This is a genomic window from Bradyrhizobium canariense (assembly GCF_018130465.1).
In the GTDB taxonomy this organism is placed as follows: domain Bacteria; phylum Pseudomonadota; class Alphaproteobacteria; order Rhizobiales; family Xanthobacteraceae; genus Bradyrhizobium; species Bradyrhizobium canariense_C.
This window is the reverse complement of sequence record NZ_JAFCKJ010000002.1, coordinates 270,674-289,286: the sequence shown is the minus strand read 5'-3', so window position 1 is coordinate 289,286 and position 18,613 is coordinate 270,674. Positions and strand designations below refer to the sequence as shown.

General features: G+C 65.8%; 18 protein-coding genes. 12 read left to right on the top strand and 6 right to left on the bottom strand.

Annotated features, from left to right (window positions below; genetic code table 11):
• Window positions 1–47: 47 nt before the first annotated feature.
• Window positions 48–1,949, bottom strand: a complete 1,902-nt coding sequence (gene dnaK, locus JQ591_RS05665) for a molecular chaperone DnaK (protein WP_106943974.1) — start codon at window positions 1,947–1,949, stop codon at window positions 48–50.
• 396 nt (window positions 1,950–2,345) lie between these two features.
• On the opposite strand from dnaK, the gene JQ591_RS05660 reads away from it, so the two are divergent.
• Window positions 2,346–3,287 (top strand): hypothetical protein, encoded by a 942-nt coding sequence (locus JQ591_RS05660; protein WP_211395045.1) that lies wholly within the window; start codon window positions 2,346–2,348, stop codon window positions 3,285–3,287.
• Between the two features lie 96 nt (window positions 3,288–3,383).
• Window positions 3,384–4,106 carry a bifunctional nicotinamidase/pyrazinamidase gene (pncA, locus tag JQ591_RS05655; RefSeq protein ID WP_211395044.1) on the top strand — a complete coding sequence of 241 codons (723 nt, stop codon included), beginning with the start codon at window positions 3,384–3,386 and terminating at the stop codon, window positions 4,104–4,106.
• Between the two features lie 140 nt (window positions 4,107–4,246).
• Here pncA and grpE read toward each other — a convergent pair whose 3' ends face one another.
• Window positions 4,247–4,864 (bottom strand): nucleotide exchange factor GrpE, encoded by a 618-nt coding sequence (grpE, locus tag JQ591_RS05650; RefSeq protein WP_211395043.1) that lies wholly within the window; start codon window positions 4,862–4,864, stop codon window positions 4,247–4,249.
• Between the two features lie 96 nt (window positions 4,865–4,960).
• Window positions 4,961–6,049 (bottom strand): heat-inducible transcriptional repressor HrcA, encoded by a 1,089-nt coding sequence (gene hrcA, locus JQ591_RS05645; protein WP_211395042.1) that lies wholly within the window; start codon window positions 6,047–6,049, stop codon window positions 4,961–4,963.
• A 180-nt stretch (window positions 6,050–6,229) separates the two neighbouring features.
• Between hrcA and rph the strand changes: the two genes are divergently transcribed.
• From rph to hemW, 3 genes are read left to right on the top strand one after another with little or no spacing between them, the layout of a single operon-like run.
• Window positions 6,230–6,943, top strand: coding sequence for a ribonuclease PH (gene rph / locus JQ591_RS05640; protein WP_211395041.1), 714 nt, complete (start codon window positions 6,230–6,232; stop codon window positions 6,941–6,943).
• 10 nt (window positions 6,944–6,953) lie between these two features.
• Window positions 6,954–7,589, top strand: a complete 636-nt coding sequence (gene rdgB / locus JQ591_RS05635) for an RdgB/HAM1 family non-canonical purine NTP pyrophosphatase (RefSeq protein ID WP_211395040.1) — start codon at window positions 6,954–6,956, stop codon at window positions 7,587–7,589.
• On the top strand, window positions 7,576–8,730 hold the full coding sequence (gene hemW / locus JQ591_RS05630) for a radical SAM family heme chaperone HemW (RefSeq protein ID WP_211395039.1): 1,155 nt from the start codon (window positions 7,576–7,578) through the stop codon (window positions 8,728–8,730). Before rdgB ends, hemW begins: the two co-directional genes overlap by 14 nt.
• Before the next feature lie 51 nt (window positions 8,731–8,781).
• On the opposite strand, the gene JQ591_RS05625 is transcribed toward hemW, so the two are convergent.
• Window positions 8,782–10,017, bottom strand: coding sequence for a penicillin-binding protein activator (locus tag JQ591_RS05625; RefSeq protein ID WP_211395038.1), 1,236 nt, complete (start codon window positions 10,015–10,017; stop codon window positions 8,782–8,784).
• Window positions 10,018–10,358: 341 nt separating this feature from the next.
• Between JQ591_RS05625 and rsmI the strand changes: the two genes are divergently transcribed.
• From rsmI to JQ591_RS05590, 7 genes are all read left to right on the top strand, one after another.
• On the top strand, window positions 10,359–11,333 hold the full coding sequence (gene rsmI, locus JQ591_RS05620) for a 16S rRNA (cytidine(1402)-2'-O)-methyltransferase (protein WP_211395037.1): 975 nt from the start codon (window positions 10,359–10,361) through the stop codon (window positions 11,331–11,333).
• Window positions 11,320–11,721 carry a YraN family protein gene (locus JQ591_RS05615; protein WP_211395036.1) on the top strand — a complete coding sequence of 134 codons (402 nt, stop codon included), beginning with the start codon at window positions 11,320–11,322 and terminating at the stop codon, window positions 11,719–11,721. The genes rsmI and JQ591_RS05615 overlap by 14 nt, the downstream gene beginning before the upstream one ends.
• A 10-nt stretch (window positions 11,722–11,731) precedes the next feature.
• Window positions 11,732–12,676: a glutathione synthase gene (gene gshB / locus JQ591_RS05610; protein WP_211395035.1), complete on the top strand. Its 945-nt coding sequence runs from the start codon at window positions 11,732–11,734 to the stop codon at window positions 12,674–12,676.
• Window positions 12,677–13,029: 353 nt separating this feature from the next.
• On the top strand, window positions 13,030–13,845 hold the full coding sequence (gene cpaB, locus JQ591_RS05605; protein ID WP_211395034.1) for a Flp pilus assembly protein CpaB: 816 nt from the start codon (window positions 13,030–13,032) through the stop codon (window positions 13,843–13,845).
• Between the two features lie 10 nt (window positions 13,846–13,855).
• Window positions 13,856–15,373: a type II and III secretion system protein family protein gene (locus tag JQ591_RS05600; RefSeq protein ID WP_211395593.1), complete on the top strand. Its 1,518-nt coding sequence runs from the start codon at window positions 13,856–13,858 to the stop codon at window positions 15,371–15,373.
• Between the two features lie 67 nt (window positions 15,374–15,440).
• The gene (locus JQ591_RS05595; RefSeq protein WP_211395033.1) at window positions 15,441–16,175 is read left to right on the top strand and encodes a CpaD family pilus assembly protein; all 735 of its coding nucleotides are present in this window, start codon (window positions 15,441–15,443) and stop codon (window positions 16,173–16,175) included.
• Window positions 16,172–17,461, top strand: a complete 1,290-nt coding sequence (locus JQ591_RS05590) for an AAA family ATPase (protein ID WP_211395032.1) — start codon at window positions 16,172–16,174, stop codon at window positions 17,459–17,461. Before JQ591_RS05595 ends, JQ591_RS05590 begins: the two co-directional genes overlap by 4 nt.
• 31 nt (window positions 17,462–17,492) lie before the next feature.
• Here JQ591_RS05590 and JQ591_RS05585 read toward each other — a convergent pair whose 3' ends face one another.
• Window positions 17,493–18,278 (bottom strand): tetratricopeptide repeat protein, encoded by a 786-nt coding sequence (locus JQ591_RS05585; protein WP_211395031.1) that lies wholly within the window; start codon window positions 18,276–18,278, stop codon window positions 17,493–17,495.
• A gap of 79 nt (window positions 18,279–18,357) precedes the next feature.
• Window positions 18,358–18,603 (bottom strand): PilZ domain-containing protein, encoded by a 246-nt coding sequence (locus JQ591_RS05580; protein ID WP_007598461.1) that lies wholly within the window; start codon window positions 18,601–18,603, stop codon window positions 18,358–18,360.
• Between the last annotated feature and the right edge of the window lie 10 nt (window positions 18,604–18,613).

Genomic DNA, 18,613 nt, shown 5'->3' with positions numbered 1-18,613 from the left:
TGGCGCGTGTGGGGTCCAAGCCGTCCGCATCATCACCCTCGCGGGGTTCAGGCGGACTTCTTGTTGTTCTTGTCGTCGTCGACTTCGGTGAATTCCGCATCGACGACGTCGTCCTTGGCCGCGTCCTTCTTGGCGTCGGCCTCGGCCTGCTGCTTGTACATGGCCTCGCCGAGCTTCATCGAAGCCTGGGCCAGCGTTTGGGTCTTGGCCTTGATCGCTTCGGCATCGTCGCCCTTCAGCGCTTCCTTGAGGTCGCTGACGGCATCCTCGATGGCGCGGCGCTCGGTCTCGGCGACCTTCGAACCGTGCTCGGCCAGTGCCTTCTCGGTCGAATGCACCAGTCCGTCCGCGTCGTTCTTGGCCGTCACGGCCTCGCGGCGCTTCTTGTCCGCCTCGGCATTGGCCTCGGCGTCCTTGACCATCTTCTCGATGTCGGCTTCCGACAGACCGCCGGAGGCCTGGATGCGGATCTGCTGCTCCTTGGCCGTGGCCTTGTCCTTGGCCGAGACGTTGACGATGCCGTTGGCGTCGATGTCGAAGGTCACCTCGATCTGCGGCATGCCGCGCGGGGCCGGCGGGATGCCCATCAGGTCGAACTGGCCGAGCATCTTGTTGTCGGCCGCCATTTCACGCTCGCCCTGGAAGACGCGGATGGTGACCGCGTTCTGGCTGTCCTCGGCGGTCGAGAACACCTGGCTCTTCTTGGTCGGGATCGTGGTGTTGCGGTCGATGATGCGGGTGAACACGCCGCCCAGCGTCTCGATGCCCAGCGACAGCGGGGTCACGTCGAGCAGCAGCACGTCCTTGACGTCGCCCTGAAGCACGCCGGCCTGGATCGCGGCGCCGATCGCCACGACTTCGTCCGGGTTGACGCCCTTGTGCGGCTCCTTGCCGAACAGCTGCTTCACGACTTCCTGGACCTTCGGCATGCGCGACATGCCGCCGACCAGCACCACTTCGCCGATCTCGGCGGCGGTGAGGCCGGCATCCTTCAGCGCCTTGCGGCAGGGCTCGACGGTCTTCTGGACGAGGTCATCGACCAGCGCCTCGAACTTGGCGCGGGTGAGCTTCATCGTCAGATGCTTCGGGCCGGTCTGGTCCGCGGTGATGAAGGGCAGGTTGATCTCGGTCTGCGTCGTCGACGACAGCTCGATCTTGGCCTTTTCAGCGGCTTCCTTCAGGCGCTGCAACGCGAGCTTGTCGTTGCGCAGGTTGATGCCCTGCTCCTTCTGGAATTCGTCGGCCAGATAGCCAACCAGGCGCATGTCGAAGTCTTCGCCGCCGAGGAAGGTGTCGCCGTTGGTCGACTTCACCTCGAACACGCCGTCGCCGATTTCGAGAATCGAGATATCGAACGTGCCGCCGCCGAGATCGTACACGGCGATCGTGCCGGTCTTGGTCTTGTCGAGGCCGTAAGCGAGCGCGGCCGCGGTCGGCTCGTTGATGATGCGCAGCACTTCAAGGCCCGCGATCTTGCCGGCGTCCTTGGTCGCCTGGCGCTGGGCGTCGTTGAAGTAGGCGGGCACGGTGATGACGGCCTGGTCGACCTTCTGGCCCAGATGGGCTTCCGCGGTCTCCTTCATCTTCTGCAAGATGAACGCCGAGACCTGCGAGGGCGAGTAGGTCTGGCCGTCGGCCTCGACCCAGGCGTCGCCGTTGGAAGCCTTCACGATCTTGTACGGAACGAGCTTCTTGTCCTTCTCGACCATCGGGTCGTCGTAGCGGCGGCCGATCAGGCGCTTCACTGCGAAGAACGTACGCTCTGGATTGGTGACGGCCTGGCGCTTGGCAGGCTGGCCGACGAGGCGCTCACCGTCGTCCGTTACGGCGACGATCGAAGGCGTCGTGCGCATGCCTTCGGAATTCTCGATGACTTTGGCGTTCTTGCCATCCATTACGGCGACGCACGAATTCGTGGTGCCGAGGTCGATCCCGATGACCTTTCCCATGGTCCTGTATCCTTGTTTTTGCGGCAGGTTGGCTGGGCCCAGAAGGCACCCGAACCGAAACCCCCTAAGATCAAACATTCGCGATATTGCGATGGTTGACGCTCATATAGGAGGGGGGGAGGGGCCCGCAAGGACCGAACGCAAGTTTCGGCCATGAAAACATTGGGTTTTGGAAGATCATATCCGGGCTGAACCGCCCTTGCGGGTGAGGAATTATTAACAGGTCCGACGGTCGGCCGACATCCGCTACCGCGCTCCGCCCCGCCCTGTTGCGGCAAGACCAAACCCGCTAAAAGGCGGGCGGCCGACCGGGCTCGTCATCGGGCTGCGTCGCGCGACAAAGCGGCCCGGTGGCCGACCATCGAACGGCCTCAATGTGAACCAATCAGAGTGCCCATGAAGCTGATCCGCCCCCTCGCTGCGCTCGCCCTCCTCGTCGCCTCCGCGCTTCCGGCTCTGGCTGCCGACGTCGTTTTCCCACCGGGCTTGCGCCTCGGCATGGTGCCATTGGTCGGCCTCAGCACGGCCAAGACCTTTCCCGGCTTCGAGAGCGAGGACGGCAACGTCAAGGTGCTGATCACCGAGCTGCCGCCGGCGGCCTATGGCGAGGTCGTGAGCGCCTTCAACTCCAATCCGGCCGGAACCAACGGCGTCAAGCAGGATAAGGTCGAGACGCCCGCGGGCCTTGCCTATTTCACCACCGAGAGCGGCAAGGCCGGAGAGACACCGGTGAGGCGCTATTCGATGATCGTGCCGGGCGCCGGCTTCTCCGGCTATGTCGCCGTGCAGATTCCGGAGAATGCGATCAAGATCTACACCGACGAGGCGGTGCGGCAGATGTTTGCGAGCGTCATCACCCGCAAGCAGGTCTCGGCTGAAGAGCAGATCGCGCTGATGCCGTTCAAGATCACCGATCTCGCCGACTTCAAGGACGTCCGCACGCTGGCGCCGGGCTCGAGCATCATCCTGGCCGACGGCGACGAGAGCACCGGCTATGAGTCGAAGCCGTTCATGATCCTCGGCGTGATTGGCGCCACCCCGCAAGCCGCCGACGACCGCGCCCGCTTCGCCCAGGAGGCGGCGCTCCAGATTCCCGGCGTGCGCGAGTCGCGCGTCACCATGTCCGAGCCGATCCGCATCAGCGGCCAGCAGGGTTTCGAGACCCGGATCGACGGCGTCAGCGGCAAGGACAAGACGCCGGTGACCGTGGTGCAGTGGATCCGCTTCAGCAGCGGCGGCGCCTCGCTGCGCATCATCGCCAGCGCCCCGCGCGAGCAGTGGTCGACCGCCTTCACCCGCTTCCGAGCGGTCCGCGACGGCATCCAGCCGAAGGGCTAGCTTCTCGCCAGAACCGGCTGCATTTTCGGGCTTCTGTTCGTACACGAGCGGAACTAGGCTTGACCTCCGTTGGATCATCCTGAGGGGAGGCGAACGATGCTGGATCGGCGACACATCTTGGCGGCGCTTGGGACGACGGCACTCGCGGCCCTCACGCCGACCGCGCTCTTTGCAGCGGCATCGATCAAGCCGGACGATGCGTCCGCGCTGCTCGTGATCGACGTGCAGAACTGCTTCCTGCCCGGCGGCAGCCTTGCCGTGAAGGAAGGCGAGCAGGTGGTGCCCGTCATCAACAAGATCTCGAAGGCGTTTTCGAACGTGGTGATGACGCAGGACTGGCACACGCAAGGCCATGTTTCCTTTGCGTCGGTACACGCCGGCAAGAAGCCGTTCGAGACCGTCGATCTTCCCTACGGCAAGCAGGTGCTGTGGCCCGACCATTGCGTGCAGGGCACCGACGGCGCCGCGCTGTCGAAAGACCTTGCGATCCCGCACGCCGAGCTCATCATCCGCAAGGGTTTTCACAAGGACGTCGACAGCTATTCGGCCTTCCTCGAAGCCGACGGCAAGACCTCGACCGGCCTTGCCGGTTATCTGAAGGCGCGCAAGATCAAGCGCGTCTTCGTCGCGGGGCTGGCAACAGATTTTTGCGTTGCCTGGACCGCGCTCGACGCACGCAAGGCGGGCTTCGAGGTCTATGTGGTGGAAGACGCCTGCCGCGGCATCGACAATCAGGGTTCGCTCGCAAAAGCCTGGGCCGATATGGCTAAGGCCGGCGTGAAGCGGATTCAGTCCGCGGATATCGCAGCGAGCGCGTAAACAACGCCAAGAGCTGCCAATCCCTCATCCTGAGGAGCGCGCTTCTTCGCGCGCGTCTCGAAGGATGCAGGCCCCGCTGCAGCAGCTCGGCCTGCATGGTTCGAGACGGCGCAGACGCGCCTCCTCACCATGAGGATCAATTAGTTGGCAGCGCTGTTCGGCTCGTTCGTATTCGCCGCCGGCGATGCCTTGGCGCCGCCCTTGGCGATACCGACCAAGGCGGGACGCAGCACACGATCGCCGATGGTGTAGCCAGCCTGCATGACCTGCACGACGGTGCCCGCGGGGACCGACGCATCAGGCACTTCAAACATCGCCTGCTGGAAGTTCGGGTCGAACTTCTGGCCCGAGGGGTCGAACTTCTTCACGCCGTGTTTTTCCAGCGCGTTGAGCAGCGAGCGCTCGGTCAGCTCGACGCCCTCGATCAGCGAGGCCAGGCCTGCATCGGCCGCCGCGCGGGCTTCGGCCGGAACGGCATCGAGCGCGCGCTGGAGGTTGTCGGCGATGTCGAGCACGTCGCGGGCAAAGCCGGTGATGCCGTAGAGACGGGCATCCGCGACCTCCTTGGTGGTCCGCTTGCGCAGGTTCTCCATCTCGGCCAGCGTCCGCAGCATGCGGTCGCGCGCCTCGGCGACTTCCTTCTGCAGAACCTCGACCGAGCCGGGCTCGGGATCGTCGGGCATGATGTAGGGTTTTGACACCACGGGCTCACCGGCCGCAGCAGTCGTGTCTTCGGGTTGCCGGTCTCGATCGGTCATCGGCTCTCTTTTCGCATTCGTCTCAGGGAGTTTCTGGCCCGCATATCGTGCTTCGGGCGCCGAAAATCAAGCGCCCGTGATCGGCCCAGACGCCGGTCAGCCCCCCAGGAGCCGGCTGACGATGCGAGCGGCGTAGTCCACAGTCGGGATCACGCGGGCATAATTCAGCCGCGTCGGCCCGATCACGCCCAAAACGCCGACGATATGGCCGGCGGCATCCCGGTAGGGCGAGATGATGGTGGACGAGCCCGACAGCGAGAACAGCTTGTTCTCACTGCCGATGAAGATCCGCACGCCTTCCGCAGTCTCGGCCCGGCCGAGCAGGTCAATCACGCCGCGCTTGGTCTCGAGATCGTCGAACAACAGGCGAACGCGCTCGAGATCCTCCAGCGCATGCAAATCTTCGAGCAGATTGGCGTGGCCGCGGACGATGAGCTGGCGGTCCTCGTTCTCGCCGCCGGACCAGCTGGCGATCCCGGCCGAGATCACCTTGTGCGTCAGCTGATCGAGCTCGGTGCGCGCCTCGCCGAGCGCGGTCTCGAGCTCCAGCCGCGCCTCGGCCAGGGTCCGGCCCCGGATACGTGCATTGAGGAAGTTGCCGGCTTCGGTCAACGCCGAGGATGGAATCCCCGGCGGCAGCGTCAACACGCGGTTTTCGACCTGGCCGTCCTCGCCGACCAGGATCACCAATGCCTTTTCCGGTTCCAACCGGACGAATTCGATGTGTTTCAGCCGCGCATTGGATTTCGGCGTCAGCACGACGGCGGCCGCGCGGGTCAGGCCGGAGAGCCGCGTCAACGCCTCCTCGAGCGCAGCCTCGACCGATTGCGCGTGGCCCACGGAGGTCAACTGGCTCTGGATCGCCTGCCGTTCACTGTCATTGAGGTCGCCGACCTGCATCAGGGCATCGACGAAGAAGCGCAGGCCGAGTTCCGTCGGCAGCCGGCCGGCGGAGGTGTGCGGGGCGTAGATCAGGCCGAGCTGTTCCAGGTCGGCCATGACGTTGCGGACCGATGCGGGCGACAGCGGCATGGCGATCAGGCGCGAAATATTGCGCGAGCCCACCGGCTCCCCCGTCGCGAGATAGCTTTCGACAATTTGACGAAAGATGTCGCGGGAACGCTCGTTGAGCTGGGCGAGGCCCGCGCGCGGCGCGATCAGATGGATCGGATCGTGATGGGCCACAGACGGTAACTCCTCTCGGATGCACGTAATTTGGCTATCCCGAGCGGTTCTGACAAGCGTGGCGTTCGCGGATCGAAAATCGGAGGGGAATACGGCCTTGATCTTCCCCCTTGCCGCCCACCCTCACCCCACCTACAAGCACCGCCAACAGCCCTTTTCCGAGAGTTTTGGAGGATTCCCATGCGGCCAAGCCGCCGTGCGCCCGACGAATTGCGCCCCGTGACACTGGAGCGCGGCGTGGTCAAATATGCGGAAGGCTCGTGCCTGGTGAAATTCGGCGACACCCATGTGCTGGTCACTGCCACGTTGGAAGACCGCCTGCCGCCGTGGCTGAAGGGCCAGGGCCGCGGCTGGGTCACCGCCGAATACGGCATGCTGCCGCGCGCGACCTCGGAACGCACCCGCCGCGAGGCCTCCGCTGGAAAGCAGAGCGGCCGCACCGTCGAAATTCAGCGCCTGATCGGCCGCTCGCTTCGTACCATCATCAATCTCGAGGCGCTCGGTGAGCGCCAGATCACGGTCGATTGCGACGTGCTCCAGGCCGACGGCGGCACCCGCACGGCCTCGATCACCGGTGCCTGGGTGGCGCTCGCCGATTGCGTCAACTGGATGAAGGCGCGCAACATGGTCAAGGCCAACGTGTTGCGCGACAACGTCGCCGCGATCTCCTGCGGCATCTACAACGGCACGCCCGTGCTCGACCTGGACTATGCCGAGGACTCCGAAGCCGACACCGACGCCAATTTCGTCATGACGGGCGATGGCCGCATCATCGAAGTCCAGGGCACCGCGGAGCGCGAGCCGTTCACGGAAGCCGAGTTCCTGGCGCTGATGGCGCTGGCGCGCAAGGGCGTCGCGCGTCTCGTGGACTTGCAGAAACTGGCGGTAGCGTAGTCAATAGCCCATGCATCGCCGAATCACCGGAAAGCTCGTCATCGCGACCCATAATCCCGGCAAGCTCGCCGAGATGAAGGAGCTGCTCGCGCCTTACGGCATCGAGGCGGTGTCGGCCGGCGAATTGGGCCTGCCCGAGCCGGAAGAAACCGGAAACGATTTCCGCAGCAATGCTGCGATCAAGGCGATCGCGGCAGCGCAGGCGACGAAGCTTCCGTCCTTCGCCGATGATTCCGGCATCGTGGTCGACGCGCTCGATGGCGCGCCCGGCATCTACTCGGCGCGCTGGGCCGGCCCGAACAAGGATTTTGCCGCGGCGATGGCGCAGATCGAACGGCTGTTGCAGGAGCGTGGCGCAACCACGCCCGCCAAGCGCAAGGCGCACTTCGTGTCCGCGCTCTGCGTTGCATGGCCCGACGATCATCTCGAAGAGGTCGAGGCGCGCGTCGACGGCACGCTGGTGTGGCCGCCGCGCGGCACCGCCGGCTTCGGCTACGATCCTATGTTCTTGCCCGACGGCCACAACCGTACCTTCGGCGAGATGGAAAGCATCGAAAAGCACGGCCTGCCGCCGCTCGGTCTTGGCCTGTCGCACCGTGCCCGCGCCTTCGTGAAACTGGCGGAGATCTGCCTTGAGCCGCGCTAAGGAAGCCTTCGGCGTCTACGTGCACTGGCCGTTCTGCCTGTCGAAGTGCCCCTATTGCGACTTCAACAGCCATGTCCGCCATGTCGCGATCGACGAGGCGCGTTTTGCGTCGGCTTTCGCGCGCGAAATCGAAACGACTGCGCAGCGCGTGCCCGGCCGCGAAGTGACCTCGATCTTCCTCGGCGGCGGCACGCCGTCCTTGATGCAGCCCGCCACCGTCGGCGCGGTGCTCGATGCGATCGGCAAGCACTGGAAGGTCGCGGGCGATGTCGAAGTGACGCTGGAGGCGAACCCGACCAGCGTCGAAGCGACGCGCTTCGCCGGCTATCGTGCCGCCGGCGTCAACCGCGTCTCGCTCGGCGTGCAGGCGCTCGACGACGCCTCGCTGAAAGCGCTGGGCCGCATGCACAGCGCACGCGAGGCGCTCGACGCGGTCGCCATCGCGCGCCGCTCGTTCGACCGCTACTCCTTCGATCTGATCTACGCCCGTCCCGACCAGACGCCGGCGATGTGGGCCGATGAATTGCGTCTCGCGATCGATGAGGCGGCCGAGCATCTGTCGCTCTATCAATTGACGATCGAAGAAGGCACGCCGTTCTTCGGCCTGTATCAGGCCGGCAAGCTGAAGACGCCGGATGAAGCGGTCGCACGTGCGCTCTACGACGTCACGCAGGAGACTTGCGACAAGCTCGGCCTGCCCGCCTACGAGATTTCAAATCACGCGCGGCGCGGTGCCGAGTGTCGGCACAATCTGGTCTACTGGCGCGGCGAGGAATATGCCGGCATCGGTCCCGGCGCTCATGGCCGGCTCGACATCGACGGTATCAGGCACGCGACCGCCACCGAGAAGCGTCCCGAAGCCTGGGTGATGCGGGTCGAGACCAACGGCCACGGCATCGTCACCGACGATCTCCTCAACAGCGAGGAGCGCGCCGACGAGTTCCTGCTGATGGGACTCCGCCTCACCGAGGGGATCGACCCCGAGCGCTACCGCGCGCTGTCAGGCCGCTCGCTCGATCCCAAGCGCATCACGCTGCTGCGCGAAGAAGGCGCGATCACGGTGGATACAACGGGACGGCTGCGCGTGACGAGCAGCGGTTTTCCGGTGCTGGACGCGGTGGTTGCGGATCTGGCTGCGTAAGCTCTCTCCATCGTCACCCTGGCGAAAGCCAGGACGACGTCGAGGAAACAGCTACGCCCCAAAACTCTTCGGCGAGCCCGCCACGGCCACGCCGCCACCGGTCGTGACCTTCATCACCGCCAAGCCCCGCTCGTTGGTCCCGTCGGCGCGGAAGCGGAACAGGCCGTCGATGCCGGCAAAGCCGGAGGGATTGGTGAGCACGTCCGGCGAGAAGCGCGTCGTGCCCTGCGTGCGCGCCAGCGCGGCGACCAGGGCGACCGCGTCATAAGCGAGCGTCGCGGTGCGCACCGGCTCGGCACCGTATTTGGTGCGATAGCGGCCGGAGAAGGCGCGGAAGCCGGCCGGGTCCGGTGCGGCGTAGAGGCCGCCTTGCAAGCCTGAGCTGGCATAGACGCGAGGACTGTCCCACAGGCCGGTGCCGAGCAGCTGGATATTGCGCAGATTCGCACCCGCCGCGCTCAACGCGTCGGCGACCGCGACGACGGCGTCGCCGTCATCGGCGATGAACAGCGCATCGGCGCTGCCGAGCTGCTGCGCCACGGTCCGCGCCGGCGCGGCGCGATCGGCGCCGTATTTCTCGAACGCGACGATGCGCCCGCCGCGGCGCGGCACCGCCGCCTTCACCGCGGCCTCGACCACATTGCCATAGGCATTGTCGGGCACGAGCACGGCGACGGAGCGCTTTCCGATGCTGGCGGAATATTCGACGATGCGGTTGACGTCGGACTCCGGCAGGAAGCTCAGCAGATAGACACCGCGCCCGGCGATGCTGGAGTCGGTCGAGAACGCCATCACCGAGATGCCGCGCGTGCGCGCGATCTGCGCCACCGCAGGCACCGACTGCGCGAACAGCGGCCCCAGGATGATCTCGGCGCCCTCGTCGACCGCCTGCTGCGCACTCGCCTGCGCGCCCTGCGGGCTGCCATTGTCGTCCTTGATCAGGAGCTGGATGTTGGGGTTCTGGAACTCGGCCAGCGCCATCTCGGCGGCGTTGCGCATCGACTGCGCGGCGAGGCCCGCATTGCCGGATGCCGAGAGCGGCAGGATCACGGCAACCTTCACCCCGCCGGTGCCGGCGGTCGTCGCCTGTTGCGGCGGGCCGGCCGGCTGGGCCGGAGTCGGGGAGGAACTGCTGAACGGATTGGAGAACTGGCTCAGGCTCTGCTGCACGCCGGCGCAGGCCGACAGCAGCGGGGTGCCGAGCAACAGGCCGAGCGCGCTTCGCCGGGTCGCCCCTGATAATCGGGGCCCCTGCACGGGAGACTTTGGATCACGCGGGCCCAGCATGGCAGTTTCTCTTCTGACCGACCATCGCCAGCCGGTCACGACATTCTTTCCACGACACCAGCCGTGGATTCAGGCATATTGTCGGCAAATAGTTAACTCAAACAAAAGGATAATGCCCGCTTAACGCGGCTTCATCTCAAGTCTTGGCTAGCTGTCCGCCGTCCGTCACCCAGCATCAAGGCGGCGTTTCCGTCGCGAATATGGCGCTGACGCTTCATTCCCTCGGGAATGTGATGCCGAATGGATCACATTCCAGTCCTTCCTCGTCCCCTTACCCAGGCCCGATCTTTTTCCGAGGACCGGTTCCCAGCCCCGGGGATCATGCCTAAGTTCGTTTCATTATGCGCGCAAAGCCGTCCACGATAAATACACCTGAGACGACGGATCCCGCCTCGCGCGGTTTCTCCATCGACGCCCATCGGCTTGCGGCGCCGAAGGCCGCGCCGGGCCTGCACCTGGTCGCGACCCCCATCGGCAATCTCGGTGACATTACGCTGCGGGCGCTGCAGACCCTCGCCGGGGTCGATGTCATCGCCTGCGAGGACACCCGCATCACGCGGCGTCTGACCGAGCGCTACGCCATCGCGGCGCAGCTCAAGCAATATCACGAGCACAACGCGGAAGCGGCCCGTCCAAAGATCCTGGAGCGGCTTTCGCAGGGCGGCTCGATCGCGCTGGTGTCGGATGCCGGCACGCCGCTGATCTCGGACCCCGGCTACAAGCTGGTGCGCGAGGTCTGCGCCGCCGGCCACGCGGTCTACGCGCTGCCCGGCCCGTCCTCGGTGCTGGCGGCGCTGTCGGTCGCCGCGCTGCCGACCGACCGCTTCTTCTTCGAGGGCTTTCTGCCGGCGAAATCGGCCGCGCGGCGGTCGCGCCTGGCCGAGCTCGCGCGCATCGATGCGACGCTGGTGATGTTCGACTCCGGCAACCGCGTGCAGGACACGCTCGCCGAGCTCGCCGAGATCATGGGGACCCGCGAAGCCGCGATCTGCCGCGAGCTGACGAAACTGCACGAGGAGATTTCGCGCGCGACGCTGCGTGAGCTGGCGCGCGATGCCGACACGCTAGAGACGCGCGGCGAATTCGTGCTGGTGATCGCTCCGCCTGCGGCGGATGCCGAGATGCTGACATCGGACGCGCTCGACGACGTCCTGCGCAAGCAGCTCGCCGCCAACAGCGTCAAGGACGCGGTGGCGCATGCGGTCGCGCTCTCGGGCCGGCCGCGCCGCGAGGTCTATGCCCGCGCGCTCGAGCTTGCCAAGGACCTGCACAAGGATCTGCACAAGAATCTGCGGGGCGGCGATGGCGAAGAATGAGGCCCCGACGGAACCGAAGGTCGCCTCGCCCGAGCGCGTCGCCGCGTTCCGCACCGGCATCTCCGCGGAAAGCCGCGCCGCAGCCTATCTCATGGCCAAGGGCTATCGCATCCTCGCCAAACGCTACCGCACGCCGCATGGCGAGATCGACATCGTGGCGCGCCGCCGCAATCTGATCGCCTTCGTCGAGGTCAAGGCGCGCGCGACGCTGGACGACGCCGCCTTCGCCGTGACGCCGCGCCAGCAGCAGCGCATCATCGACGCCGCGCAAGGCTGGCTCGTAACGCATCCCGAGCATGCCGAATTCGAATTGCGATTCGACGCCATGCTGATTGCGCCGAAACGACTTCCACGCCATGTGTTGGCGGCATTCGACGCCTCGACCTGAAAGGCAGACCATGAAACTGAACGTCGCCGTCCAGATGGACCCCATCGCCCGCATCAACATCAAGGGCGATTCCACCTTTGCGCTGCTCCTGGAGGCGCAGAAGCGCGGCCACGGCCTGTCCTATTACACGCCCGACAAGCTCTCGATGGTCGGCGAGGAGATCGTCGCTCCTGTTCAGCTGCTCACCGTGCGCGACGAGCCCGGCAATCATTTCACCCTGGGCGAGCCCAGGCGCGAGGCGCTCAACGGCTTCGACGTGGTGCTGCTCCGCCAGGACCCGCCGTTCGACCTCGCCTACATCACTTCGACGCACCTTCTCGAGCGCATCCATCCGAAGACACTGGTCGTCAACGATCCCGCCTCCGTGCGCAATGCGCCGGAAAAACTGTTCGTGATGAATTTTCCGCAGCTGATGCCGCCGACGCTGATCTCGCGCGACCTCGACGAGATCAACGCTTTTCGCGACAAACATGGCGCCGTCGTCATGAAGCCGCTGCACGGCCATGGCGGCGCGGCGGTATTCCGGGTGATGCCGCAGGACATGAATTTCGGCTCGCTGTTCGACATGTTCTCGGTCACCTTCAAGGAAGCCTGGGTGATCCAGCAGTTCATCCCCGAGGTAAAGCACGGCGACAAGCGCATCATCCTGATCAACGGCGAGTTCGCCGGCGCGGTGAATCGCGTGCCGGCCGCCGACGACCTCCGCTCCAACATGGTGCGCGGCGGTGCAGCGCAGGAGACCGAGCTCACGCCGCGCGAGCGCGAGATCTGCGCCACCGTCGGCCCGGCGCTGCGCGAGCGCGGGCTGTTGTTCGTCGGCATCGACGTCATCAACGGCAACCTCACCGAGATCAACGTGACTTCGCCGACCGGCATCCGTGCCATCGCGAGGCTCGGCGGACCGGACGTTGCCGCAAAGCTCTGGGACGTGATCGAGCAGAAGCGGGCGAAGTAGGCATCGGCTTGTAACCTTCTCAATGTCGTCCTGGCGAAAGCCGGGACGACATTGGTGATGTGGCGCGTTGCTTCCATCTCACTGCATGCCGGCACCAAGCCGCACCCACGCATCACTAACCACCCATTCACCATGACGCGGCGCGCATCATTCGAACGCAGGGGCCGCGCTGCGTGAAACTACGGGGCCAGTGGCCGACCGGCTAACGCGACGTTCACCATCTGCGGAAAGACCGCAGCGCGGCCGGCCATCACGTTCGGCCTCGCAACACCCCTTATACTTTTACTGCCTACTCATCGACACGGGGAACCCGCCAGGTGCGGTTCGAGTGCCCCGCGTAAGAGTAGAAGCGTATGAACACCGCACGCATTGTCGTTCTCGTCATCGCACTGGGCGCCGGCGGCGTCGCTGCGTATCTGGCGAGCGGCTATGACAACAAGCCCGCGCCCGTTCTCCCCGTCGCCGAAAAGCTGCCGACGGTCGAGGTCCTGGTCGCCAAGAACGACATCCAGCTCGGCCAGGCCGTGAAGCCCGAGGACCTGCAATGGCAGGTCTGGCCGGCGGCGACCGCGAGCAGCGCCTTCATCCGCCGCGACAACAGGCCCGAGGCGCAGACCCAGATCGCAGGCTCGATCGCACGCGTGCCGTTGATGCAGGGCGAGCCGATCCGCGAGCAGAAGCTGGTCAGGGCCGAAGGCTCCGGCTTCATGGCCGCGATCCTGCCGTCGGGCATGCGCGCCGTCTCCACCGAGATTTCAGCAGAGACCGCCGCCGGCGGCTTCATCCTGCCGAATGACCGCGTCGACATCGTGCTGACCCGCCGCCTGAAGAATCCTGACGGAGCCAACGGCCCGACCGGCGGTAACGACCTCATCCTGTCCGAGGCGATCCTGACCAATATCCGCGTGCTCGCGATCGACCAGGCGCCGAAGGAAAAGGACGGCCAGAACGCCGTCGTCGGCAGGACCGTCACGCTCGAGCTCAAGCCCGATCAGGTCGCCACGCTATCGGCAGCGCGCCAGGGCGGAACGCTGACACTCGCGTTGCGCAGCATCGTCGATGCCAACGCGGTCGACGGCACGCCCGAGGACCAGGCGATCAAGCGTCCCGGCGGGGTCAACGTGATTCGCTACGGCGTACAGGCGCGGCAACTGACGTCACAGAAGTGATGGGGACATGATGAACTACGGGGATGATCGGACGGGCATGCGCATTCGGGGGAATCGCGCGCGCTCGTTCTGGACGGGGACGATGCTGATACTTGGGCTCCTCGCAGCCCCCGATGTCGTCAGCGCCGCGGATACGCCGGTCGGCGACCAGGCGCCGATGCAGGCAGCGGATCTCGATGTGTCGCCGGTCGGGACCATCGTGCCGGCGAAGACGCGCTTCCTGTCGCTCGGCGTCGGCAAGTCCGCCGTCATCGACCTGCCGCGCGAGGTCAAGGACGTGCTGGTCGCCGATCCCAAGATCGCCAATGCGGTGATCCGCTCGGCCCAACGCGCCTATATCATCGGCGGACAGGTCGGCCAGACCAACGTCGTGTTCTTCGCCGCCGACGGCCAGCAGGTGGCCGCCTACGACATCGCCGTGAAGCGTGATCTCAACGGCATGCGCACGGCGCTGCGTCAGTCGCTGCCGGGCGTGCAGATCGAAGGCGTCGGCGACAGCGTGATGCTGACCGGCTCGGTGTCGAGCCCGGTCGAGGCCCAGCAGGCCGGCGACGTCGCCGCGAAACTGGTCGGCGGCTCCGAGAAGGTCGTCAACAACATCGTCGTGCGCGGCCGCGACCAGGTGATGCTCAAGGTCGTCGTCGGCGAAGTGCGCCGCGATATCGTCAAGCAGTTGGGCGTCGATCTCAGTGCCAGCCTGAACGCCGGCACCGCGGTGGTGAACTTCAACAATTCCAACCCGTTCTCGGTCAGCGGCGGACCGATCGTCAGCAACAACGGATTGGGTATGGCCGGCCTCACCAAGGGCGTCGCCACCGTCAGCGCCACGATGCGCGCGATGGAAAGTGCCGGTGTCATGCGCACGCTCGCCGAGCCGAGCCTGACCGCGATCTCCGGCGAATCCGCCACCTTCATCGCCGGCGGCGAATTCCCGATTCCGTCGGGCTATGCCTGCGATCCGGTCACCCACGTTTGTACCACCCAGATCACCTACAAGAAGTTCGGCATCTCCCTGAACTTTACCCCGGTCGTACTGAGCGAGGGCCGGATCAGCCTGCGCGTGATGACCGAGGTGTCCGAGCTGTCGAACCAGAGCGCCATCACGGTCACCCAGGCGCTGTCCTCGACCTCGACCAACTCGATCACCATCCCCTCGATCCAGACCCGCCGCGCCGAAACGACGCTGGAAATTCCCTCGGGCGGCTCGATGGCGATGGCCGGCCTGATCCAGCAGCAGACCAAACAGGCGATCAACGGCCTGCCCGGCGTCGACCAGGTGCCGATCATCGGCGCGCTGTTCCGCAGCCAGGACTTCGTCAACAACGAGACCGAGCTGATGGTGATCGTGACGCCCTATGTGGTCCGCGCGGTGGCTCAGAAGGAACTGTCCCGGCCCGACGACGGCTTCGCGCCGGCGTCCGACGCCCAGACGGCGCTGCTCGGCCGCATGAACCGCCTCTATGGCATCGCGCGCCGCGTCGATCCGATCGCGGGCGCGCCCGGCGATTTCGGCTTCATCATCGACTGATGACGAACGGACGGCTTGGGGAACGGGCAAGAGACCGGCGAGAGACGGGGCAAGAGGGGATGAAGCGATGACGAAGACCATGGCCGATCGACGTCGCAAGTTGAGCGCCGCGCTGGCACTGACGGGGCTCTCCGTCATGCTGGGCGCCTGCAACACCACCGGCGAGATCGTCACCCAGACGGTGCCGACCGACTATCGCCAGCGTCACCCGATCGCGGTGCAGGAAGCCAAGAAGTCGATCGTGATCTTCGTCGGCAAGGCCCGCGGCGGCCTCTCGGCCGCACAGCACTCGGACGTCGCCGGCATTGCCCGGGACTGGGTGCGCGAAGGCACCGGCTCGGTCGTCGTCGACGTCCCCGTCAACGCCGCGAATTCGCGCGCGGCGGCAGCGACCTATCACGAAATCCGTTCCGTGCTCGCATCCGGCGGCGTCCCCTCGCGTGCCATCGTCCAGCATCCCTATCGGCCCGAAGATCCCGGACTGCTGCCCACCATCCGCCTGAGCTATTCCCGGATCGCCGCAGTCGCCGGCCCCTGCGGGCTGTGGCCGGAAGATATCGGCCCCTCCATCCTCGACCCCGGCTACAACGAGAACCAGCCCTATTTCAATCTGGGCTGCGCCAACCAGCGCAACCTCGCGGCAATGATCGACAATCCGGCCGACCTCGAGCAGCCGCGGTCCGAGACGCCGGCCTACAACGCACGGCGTGACATGGCCTTCGAGCGCTATCGCAAGGGCACGCCGATCGCGACCACCAATCCAGAGGCCGACAAGGCCAAACTCAGCGACACAGGCAGATGACACGCGTCCACGACGAAGAAGCGGACGATCCGCAGCACCCCGAGGAACACATTGCGCCGGTTCCTCGCATCTCCGTGCAGGCCTTTTGCGAGACCGAGCAGACGCTCGCCGCGGTGACCGCGGCCGGGCAGGATCGCCGTCTCGCCAAGGCGCATCTCACCGCCAAGGACGGTGGCCTCGCGGCGGCAATCGAAGTCTATGAAACGATGCCGACGCCGAACGTCATCGTGATCGAATCCGACGGCACGCGCGACATCCTCGAGGGCCTCGACGACCTCGCCGGCGTCTGCGATCCCGGCACCCGTGTGGTCGTGATCGGCAATCCCAACGACACCGCGCCCTATCGCGAGCTGGTCCGCCGCGGCGTCAACGACTATGTGGTGGGACCGGTCGAGACGCTCGACGTCGTTCGCTCGATCTGCAGCCTGTTCTCGGCGTCCGAAACCATCATCACCGGCCGCGTCATCGCGGTGGTCGGCGCCAAGGGCGGTGTCGGCGCCTCCACCGTCGCGCACAACGTGGCCTGGACCATCGCCCGTGACCTCGCGCTCGACTCCGTCGTGATCGATCTCGACCTCGCCTTCGGCACCGCGGGTCTCGATTACAACCAGGACCCGGTGCAGGGCATCGCCAATGCGGTGCTGTCGCAGGATCGGCCGGACACGGCCCTGATGGAGCGTCTGCTCTCCAAATGCACCGAGCGGCTCAGCCTGCTCGCCGCGCCCGCGACGCTCGACCGCGTCTACGATTTCGGCGCGGAGGCCTTCGACGCGGTGTTCGACACGCTGCGCATGACCACGCCCTGCATCGTGCTCGACGTTCCCCACCAATGGTCGGGCTGGACGCGGCGCGCGCTGGTCAACGCGGACGACATCGTGATCGTGGCCGAGCCCGATCTTGCGAACCTGCGCAACACCAAGAACATGCTGAGCGTGTTGAAGGCGGCGCGGCCGAACGACCGGCCGCCGCTCTACTGCATCAACCAGGTCGGCATGCCCAAGCGGGCGGAGATCGAGGTCAAGGCATTCGCCAAGACCATGGAGAGCCAGCCGATCGCGGTGATCCCGTTCGATTCGAAGCTGTTCTCGACCGCGGCCAACAACGGCCAGATGATCGCGGAGGTCTCCAAGAGCCACCGCACCACCGAGCTGTTCCAGAACATGGCGAACCGCCTCGCCGGGCGCGGCGAGGTGAAGAAGCCGAAGCGCTCGCTGTTCGGGCCGCTCCTGAAGAAGCTGAAGGGCAGGTCGGGGCGCGGGTCAGCCCCGCATCGCAAGGCATCCTGATCAAGGCATCCTGACACGCGCGGGCGGCGGGTTACTTGTCCGCCCGCTGCTGCTTCTTCACCAGCAACTGCCGCAGCGCCGTGACCTTTGCCGCCGCCTGATCCGGCGGCAGGTCGGCCTTCACGATGGTTTCGGCCTCGGCCTGCTTTCCTTCCAGTCCCAGCACGAGCGCGAGATTGGCGCGCACGCGGAAATCGGCGGGATTGCGCTCGTGCGCCCGGCGCATCGTTTCCTCTGCCCGCGGCAGATTGTTCTGGAGCATGTAGGACAGTCCGAGATTGGACAGCACCGACGGCTCGTCCGGCACGATCTTCAGCGCGGCGGAGTAGTATTGCTGCGCCTCCTCGTTGCGGCCGAGCTGATCGAGCGCGGCGCCCTGCGCCGACAGGATATGCCAGTCGGGATCCTCGGGCGAATGCGCGCGGCCGAGGACGTCGAACGCCTGCTGGAAACTGCCGCTGTCGGCGAGCGCGCGGCCATAGCCGGCGAGCAGCGCCTTGTTGTTGGAATGGGCGAGCACCGCCTGCTCCAGCACCGCCAGCGCCTGCGCACGCTGCCCGGTCTGGCGCAACGCCTTGCCGTATTCGAGCGCGATGTTGGGATCGCCAGGCTTGGCGCGATAGCGCTCGCGTAGCGCGTCCATGTCAGGCTTCACGTCCGCCTTGGCGTCGGCCTTGCCAGCCGTTTCCGACTTTCCGCCGAGCGCGCCGGTGATGTCTTCGATGCCAGTGGTCTGACAGCCGCCGAGGGCCAGGATCAGAAGTGCGGAAAACAGATATCTCGCCGGAGGAGAGGCGACGGACAAACGCTTGGACATACTCTGATCACTCGGCGACTGATCAGAGATGCTTACCGATTAACGCTAAAGTCCCGTTAAGGCGGGGCGCTTCCGTAGCTCAGTCGGTGAATTCAGCGCCGAACTCGCAGCCGATGCGCCAGCGCAGGCGGCACTGGCGGGAATAGTCGGGCGCGAAGATGATGGTGAATTGCGGCGGCACTTCCAGAAATTCCGCCACCACTTTCACACCGCCATCCGAAATATCCGTGATCGTGCAGTCCCGCGGCAGCGAACCCGCGCCAAAATGAATCTTGGCGAGCCGCGTGCACATCCGTCGTTCGCTTCTCCGGCGATTTGCAAGCATTTGAATTCTT

Excerpts from the sequence above, each read along its gene's own strand:
- dnaK (WP_106943974.1), bottom strand. The coding sequence starts at position 1,949 with ATGGGAAAGGTCATCGGGATCGACCTCGGCACCACGAATTCGTGCGTC.
- JQ591_RS05660 (WP_211395045.1), top strand. The coding sequence starts at position 2,346 with ATGAAGCTGATCCGCCCCCTCGCTGCGCTCGCCCTCCTCGTCGCCTCC.
- pncA (WP_211395044.1), top strand. The coding sequence starts at position 3,384 with ATGCTGGATCGGCGACACATCTTGGCGGCGCTTGGGACGACGGCACTC.
- grpE (WP_211395043.1), bottom strand. The coding sequence starts at position 4,864 with ATGACCGATCGAGACCGGCAACCCGAAGACACGACTGCTGCGGCCGGT.
- rph (WP_211395041.1), top strand. The coding sequence starts at position 6,230 with ATGCGGCCAAGCCGCCGTGCGCCCGACGAATTGCGCCCCGTGACACTG.
- rdgB (WP_211395040.1), top strand. The coding sequence starts at position 6,954 with ATGCATCGCCGAATCACCGGAAAGCTCGTCATCGCGACCCATAATCCC.
- JQ591_RS05625 (WP_211395038.1), bottom strand. The coding sequence starts at position 10,017 with ATGCTGGGCCCGCGTGATCCAAAGTCTCCCGTGCAGGGGCCCCGATTA.
- rsmI (WP_211395037.1), top strand. The coding sequence starts at position 10,359 with ATGCGCGCAAAGCCGTCCACGATAAATACACCTGAGACGACGGATCCC.
- JQ591_RS05615 (WP_211395036.1), top strand. The coding sequence starts at position 11,320 with ATGGCGAAGAATGAGGCCCCGACGGAACCGAAGGTCGCCTCGCCCGAG.
- gshB (WP_211395035.1), top strand. The coding sequence starts at position 11,732 with ATGAAACTGAACGTCGCCGTCCAGATGGACCCCATCGCCCGCATCAAC.
- cpaB (WP_211395034.1), top strand. The coding sequence starts at position 13,030 with ATGAACACCGCACGCATTGTCGTTCTCGTCATCGCACTGGGCGCCGGC.
- JQ591_RS05600 (WP_211395593.1), top strand. The coding sequence starts at position 13,856 with ATGAACTACGGGGATGATCGGACGGGCATGCGCATTCGGGGGAATCGC.
- JQ591_RS05595 (WP_211395033.1), top strand. The coding sequence starts at position 15,441 with ATGACGAAGACCATGGCCGATCGACGTCGCAAGTTGAGCGCCGCGCTG.
- JQ591_RS05590 (WP_211395032.1), top strand. The coding sequence starts at position 16,172 with ATGACACGCGTCCACGACGAAGAAGCGGACGATCCGCAGCACCCCGAG.
- JQ591_RS05585 (WP_211395031.1), bottom strand. The coding sequence starts at position 18,278 with ATGTCCAAGCGTTTGTCCGTCGCCTCTCCTCCGGCGAGATATCTGTTT.
- JQ591_RS05580 (WP_007598461.1), bottom strand. The coding sequence starts at position 18,603 with ATGCTTGCAAATCGCCGGAGAAGCGAACGACGGATGTGCACGCGGCTC.